Raw genomic sequence first — 5,759 nt, 5'->3', positions numbered from 1 at the left:
ACTGGATACATATTTCAGAGAATTTCTTATTTGGTGTACTATACATAGCTGCACTTCTGCACTGGGAAATACACTGTTGATGGCTGCAGGAAAGCTTTTTAGCCCATCTACACATGCAATCAGAATATCTTCTACTCCTCTTTCTTTGAGGTTATTTAGCACTTCCAACCAAAAGTTAGCTCCTTCACTTTCAGCCAAATAAAAGCCCAGGACTTCTTTTCTGCCATTTTGGTCTATGCCCAATATATTGTACATACATTTACTTACGCAATGTCCATCCTCCTTGACCTTAAAGAACATCCCATCCATAAATACTATCGGGTATACTGATTGCAGTGGACGACTACGCCATTCATTGATTATAGGCAGTAATTTGTCGGTAATACTTGATATCTCTGCTACCGATATTTTGTGATCATAAATTTCCTCAACGTGTGACGCTATATCTCTATAGCTCATACCACTGGCAAATGTGCTCAAAATCTTCGTTTCAAGCTCTGGATGTAAGCTTGTTTGCCTTTTTTTGACTATTTGCGGCTCAAAACTTCCTTCTCTATCTCTTGGCGTTAACAGCTCAAATGAACCTGCACTTGTACGTAAAGTCTTTCCATTCCTCCCATTTCTGCGATTATTTTCTTCACTTTCAGCTAATAAATGGTTTTCTATTTCACCTTCTAGACTCGCCTCCAGCAGCTTTTTTATAAATGGTGTTAATGCTCCCTCCTTTCCTGTCAACGGTCTTCCTTCTCGTATAGACGACAGGATATTTGTTTCCAACTCTTTATAATCTACCAATCCGTTAGTTCTGTTTACTACTTTTTGACTCATTGTCAAACCTCCATTTTTAAATTGATATAAATTACTTTTTTTCGGTTTGACACACTTTTTTGAACATTCCCTTTTTGCCACCATACTCGCCGGATTTAAATCCAATTGAGAAATTTTGGTTTGCTATAACGTAAGAAAGTCACTGCCAAATTTTTGGCCTGATCTGCCATTGATTTTGTTTTTCAGCACTCGGGGAAACCTTACTTTGGTTAGCTATAGCACTGGTAAGGGCAATCAACGAAGCAAAAATTGAAAAAGAGGATATTTTGTTATTTGATAGAGGAATTAGAAAAATTGGAACTTTTGCTGAGTTTGATGAGAGAGAATACAAATTTATAACAAGAGTTTAAGCAAGCAGAAAGCATGATGTTATAAGTAGGAATAAAGTTACTCTAGGACAACAGCAAGATGGATCAGAGATTTTAGAAGATATAATACTTAATCTTTTTACAGGGATTTAAAATAGCACTATTGCGATTCACACTAGATCTTAATGATTCTTTTGTACGATCAATTGTTCTATTATCAGGAGGAAATTTACATGCCGTTAACCACCTTCTATGATACCACTTATTATACTTTCAACACTTGTGGAGGTTGGCGGAAAAGGTCTACCGGTCTACTCTCCATAGATTTCGAGCTCTAGAATACCTTTACTATTTATGGTAATAAAGCTGTCAAAATCTGTCAAGTAATTTTTATTGCAATTGTACAGCGCAAACTTAAACGCTGTAAGATAGGCCATTTTTTATTGGGTTTTCCTAATGAAAACAATGTCCGTGTTTTTTTTTAAATTTAATTATTACTTCTAAAAGGTCACACCTCACAGCTTTGTGATGGAATAAGTTTTTCAATGCTGTCCACACAAAACTCAGTTGTGTTGTTAGCTATTTCATCGAATTTATCATTTATAGTCTTACCTATTTTTTCATCTTTAATATATTCGTATAGAGCTAAAATAGCTATAGTTGAACATACTGCGGTTAAACCAGTTTTTGCTGTAATAAGTAATGATAGTCCACCTGTAAGTATGGACACTGCTCCAATAGCTAGATTTATAATTTTATTTTGTGTTGATTGATTCTCTTTATCCTCTAAGACATTTGATATTGCTTTTGAGACAACTTTTATCGCTATTGCCGTAGTTGAAGTCATAATAAACGCTATAGCTATTTTTGCTAAAAGGAAGATTGATGGTAGCATTGTTGCAAGCAACAATGAGCCAGCTCCTATAAGTAGCCATTTCTCATTTTTTTTCTTAGGCTGATCTGTATTGCTAGGCATTGCACCCTCCACTTTAATTAATAGTTTATTCATATAATATGAAGTATGTGGTAGTCAAGATATTTTTGAGCATTAAAATTTTTTCTTCGTAATTAAATTTGGAGTTTTAGAGAAAGGTTGGCTTTACAAGGAGATATATGCTTTTTAGATAAGTTACAATAAGATTCTTGCAACCATTTTAGTGGGAAGAACTCGTAAGAAATGAAAAAATAACCACCAAAAAATTGGAAATGATATAATTTTCTTTCCTTTAAATACATTTTTTAAAACATGTGCTGCAGCCTTTTGTGGTTCCCATGTAAAGGGAAGTGGTTTGTTAGCTTTAAGCATGTCAGTTTTTACAGGTCCTGGCATTACGGTAATAAATTTTGTGGCGCTATTAGCATGTTGGATTTTTAGTGATTCAAAGCAACTTCTTATTGCTGCTTTGCTGGCGCAATATGCAGAAGCATGTGGTGTTGCATGAACAGCAACAAGAGAAGATATTGCCACAAAAGTTGAAGAATGGCTGTGGCTAAGCCATTCTTCAATCCAGTTGATAATTCCAAAATAATTGGTTTCAAATGTTTTTCTATGGATGTTGGTATGAAACTCATCTTCTATTTCACCACATCCTGCATTAAGGAAAAAAAGTTTTGGTATAATATTTTGCTTTTTTAAAAAATCAGACGAATTTCTAATATTTTCACTCTTGCCTACATCACACGTTATAGGTAAAAAATTACTACCTAATTCTTCTTTTAATTTTTCTAATTTTTCAGTGCGCCTTGCAATGCCAATCACAAACCACCCATCTTTAATAAGTAAACGTGCTAGACTTTCTCCAATGCCAGACGATGTTCCTGTAATGAGACAAATCTTTTTATCCATGTAGATTTACCTAACGTGAAGTATGAATGTAACGACTATTGCCTATTCACACAAGTTAAGTTTGCTATAACATTGACTAAATAATAAAAGAGGAAAGCTATTTATAACTTTGAATTTTTTTAATTATATAAATTAAAGGGAAGTTTAGTATTTGCTTACTTGTGATTTAAAATTCTCATATAATATTTTAAATGAATTGAGAGAATTAAATGCAGGATGCAGCTTTAGTTTTACAAGATGGCAAGTGCTTTTGGGGAAAATCGGTAGGTAAAAAAGGCAAATGTATAGGTGAGGTTTGCTTTACCACTGGTATGACAGGTTATCAACATACTATAACTGATCCTTCTTTTGCTGATCAAATAATAGCGTTCACTTTTCCTCATATTGGTAATGTTGGAATAAATCACAAAGATAATGAAGGAGAAAAAGTTTTTGCAAGTGGTGTAATTATGCGTGAACTTTCTCCTATGTCTCACTCTTCTTCATATATTAGTTTAAATGATTGGTTGGAGAAAAATAATGTGATTGGGATATCGGGAATTGATACTAGAGCTTTGACGAGACATTTGAGAGAACATGGATCTCAAAATGGAATGATATGTCCGTCAAGTGAGGTACATATATTAAATGAATTGAAGGAATACAAATCTGTAGATGGAATAGAAATAACCAGTAAAGTCAGCTTGCATAGTAAATTTAAAAAAAGTGACCTTAATGCAAAATATAGGGTTGTAATTGTTGATTTTGGCGTAAAAATTAGTATAGTTTCGCGCTTAATAGAACTTGGTTGTACAGTTGAATTAATTAGACCAGGTACAGGTTTTGCTCAAAAAGTATTAAACATGGATCCAGATGGTATAGTGCTTTCAAATGGTCCTGGTGATCCGCAAGAGATAGGAGGGAGTGTAATTTCAGAAATAGACATTATTATAAAGTCTAAAATACCAATTTTTGGTATATGCCTGGGCCATCAATTATTGTCGATTACTTTGGGGGCAAAGACCGTCAAGATGGATGTTGGTCACCGAGGGAGTAACCATCCAGTTTATGATCTAGAGAGTGAAAAAATTGAGATAACTAGCCAAAATCATGGTTTTGTTGTTGATTCAGCTTCTCTTCCAAGTAATGTTGAGATTACTCACATTTCTCTATTTGATAATACTGTAGAAGGAATAATGATTAAGGATTACCCAGTCTTTTCTGTGCAATATCATCCAGAAGAAGCTCCAGGTACGCATGATTCGCATTATTTGTTTAGACGTTTTATTGATAATATTGTGTTGTATAAAATGAAATCTGCGTGATTTTAATCAGAGTAGGTTTTATTGCTTGATTTTTTAATTTTAGGCGTTTAGTATTAAATACAATAAAAGCTTGAGTTAAGGTAGTGTTCTCTTAACAAATTTTTGTGGAGGGGTGACCGAGTGGTTAAAGGTAACAGACTGTAAATCTGTCCGCGTGAGCGTACGTAGGTTCGAATCCTACCTCCTCCATTGTGCGGGTATAGCTCAATGGTAGAGCTCTAGCCTTCCAAGCTAGTGACGTGGGTTCGATTCCCACTATCCGCTCTTTTTTTTGTTGTATTTATATAAAATCAACATATTATTTATTGATGTATTTGTATTTTAGATAGAAGAGTTAAAATTATGACAGCAGTAGTAGAAGCATTTGACAAGCCGCATGTAAATGTGGGAACGATAGGACATGTGGATCATGGAAAGACAACGTTAACAGCGGCAATAACAAAACATTACGGGAACTTTATAGCATATGATCAAATAGATAAAGCGCCAGAAGAAAGAAAGAGGGGAATAACAATAGCAACAGCGCATGTTGAATATCAGACGGAAAAAAGGCATTATGCACACGTTGATTGTCCTGGGCATGCTGATTATGTAAAGAATATGATAGTAGGTGCAGCACAGATGGATGCAGCAATATTGGTGGTGTCGGGGGTTGATGGGCCAATGCCACAAACGAGAGAGCATATATTGCTGGCAAAGCAGGTGGGTGTTGGATATATCGTGGTATACATAAATAAAGCTGATGTTGCTGATGCTGATATGATAGATTTAGTGGAAATGGAAGTGAGAGAGTTGCTGAGCAAGTACGGATTTCCGGGGGATGAAGTACCTGTGATAGTTGGTTCAGCACTCAAGGCGCTGGAGGATGATAGCAGTGAATATGGAAAGAAATCAATAGACAAATTGATGGGAAAATTAGATGAATATGTGGAGGTTCCATCAAGGCCTGTAGATTTACCATTTTTATTGCCAATCGAAGATGTATTTTCGATATCGGGGCGTGGGACGGTAGTAACGGGAAGGATAGAAAAGGGAGAGATAAAAACAGGTGATGAGATAGAGATAATAGGTCTAAAAGCGACGCAAAAGACGATATGTACTGGTGTAGAAATGTTTAAGAAGTTGCTGAATAAGGGGAGTGCGGGGCTGAATGTGGGGATATTACTAAGGGGGACAAAGAGAGAGGAGGTGGAAAGAGGGCAAGTATTAGCAAAATCGGGGACAATAACGCCGCATAAGAAATTTAACGCGGAGGTATATATATTGAAGAAAGAAGAAGGAGGAAGGCATACACCATTTTTTGCGAATTACCAGCCACAGTTTTATTTAAGGACAACGGATGTAACTGGGAGCATAAAATTGCTAGATGGGAAGGAGATGGTAATGCCAGGAGATAATGTGAGTGTAGAAGTAGAATTGCAAGCACCAATAGCAATGGATAAGGGGTTGCGTTTTGCGATAAGAGAAGGTGGT

General features: G+C 35.7%; 6 protein-coding genes and 2 tRNA genes. 5 read left to right on the top strand and 3 right to left on the bottom strand.

Features of this window, described 5'->3' with window-relative positions; translation table 11 throughout:
- Nucleotides 1-828 (bottom strand): IS256 family transposase (locus tag Wcon_RS07850; RefSeq protein ID WP_114516781.1); only part of this gene is annotated, 828 nt, incomplete at its 3' end.
- A 59-nt stretch (nt 829-887) separates the two neighbouring features.
- Between Wcon_RS07850 and Wcon_RS13100 the strand changes: the two genes are divergently transcribed.
- Complete coding sequence (locus Wcon_RS13100; protein ID WP_114517789.1) at nt 888-962, top strand: transposase; 75 nt, start codon at nt 888-890, stop codon at nt 960-962.
- Nucleotides 963-1,644: 682 nt separating this feature from the next.
- Here the strand turns inward: Wcon_RS13100 and Wcon_RS07840 are convergent.
- Nucleotides 1,645-2,112: a hypothetical protein gene (locus Wcon_RS07840; RefSeq protein WP_114517788.1), complete on the bottom strand. Its 468-nt coding sequence runs from the start codon at nt 2,110-2,112 to the stop codon at nt 1,645-1,647.
- A 153-nt stretch (nt 2,113-2,265) separates the two neighbouring features.
- Nucleotides 2,266-2,982: an SDR family NAD(P)-dependent oxidoreductase gene (locus Wcon_RS07835; RefSeq protein ID WP_114517787.1), complete on the bottom strand. Its 717-nt coding sequence runs from the start codon at nt 2,980-2,982 to the stop codon at nt 2,266-2,268.
- Nucleotides 2,983-3,191: 209 nt separating this feature from the next.
- On the opposite strand from Wcon_RS07835, the gene carA reads away from it, so the two are divergent.
- From carA to tuf, 4 genes are all read left to right on the top strand, one after another.
- Nucleotides 3,192-4,286 (top strand): glutamine-hydrolyzing carbamoyl-phosphate synthase small subunit, encoded by a 1,095-nt coding sequence (gene carA / locus Wcon_RS07830; protein WP_114517786.1) that lies wholly within the window; start codon nt 3,192-3,194, stop codon nt 4,284-4,286.
- A gap of 106 nt (nt 4,287-4,392) precedes the next feature.
- Nucleotides 4,393-4,475 (top strand) — tRNA-Tyr (locus tag Wcon_RS07825).
- Nucleotides 4,476-4,479: 4 nt separating this feature from the next.
- Nucleotides 4,480-4,550: transfer RNA gene (locus Wcon_RS07820), tRNA-Gly, on the top strand.
- A 78-nt stretch (nt 4,551-4,628) separates the two neighbouring features.
- Nucleotides 4,629-5,759 (top strand): elongation factor Tu (gene tuf / locus Wcon_RS07815; RefSeq protein ID WP_114517757.1); only part of this gene is annotated, 1,131 nt, incomplete at its 3' end.

It is taken from the genome of Wolbachia endosymbiont of Cylisticus convexus, assembly GCF_003344345.1.
The sequence above is the reverse complement of the archived record's forward strand: the minus strand, read 5'-3'. Positions and strand labels throughout refer to the sequence as shown.

What these genes read in the sequence shown, in the direction of transcription:
- Wcon_RS07835 (WP_114517787.1), bottom strand. Translation starts at nt 2,982, where the DNA reads ATGGATAAAAAGATTTGTCTCATTACAGGAACATCGTCTGGCATTGGA.
- carA (WP_114517786.1), top strand. Translation starts at nt 3,192, where the DNA reads ATGCAGGATGCAGCTTTAGTTTTACAAGATGGCAAGTGCTTTTGGGGA.
- Wcon_RS07840 (WP_114517788.1), bottom strand. Translation starts at nt 2,112, where the DNA reads ATGCCTAGCAATACAGATCAGCCTAAGAAAAAAAATGAGAAATGGCTA.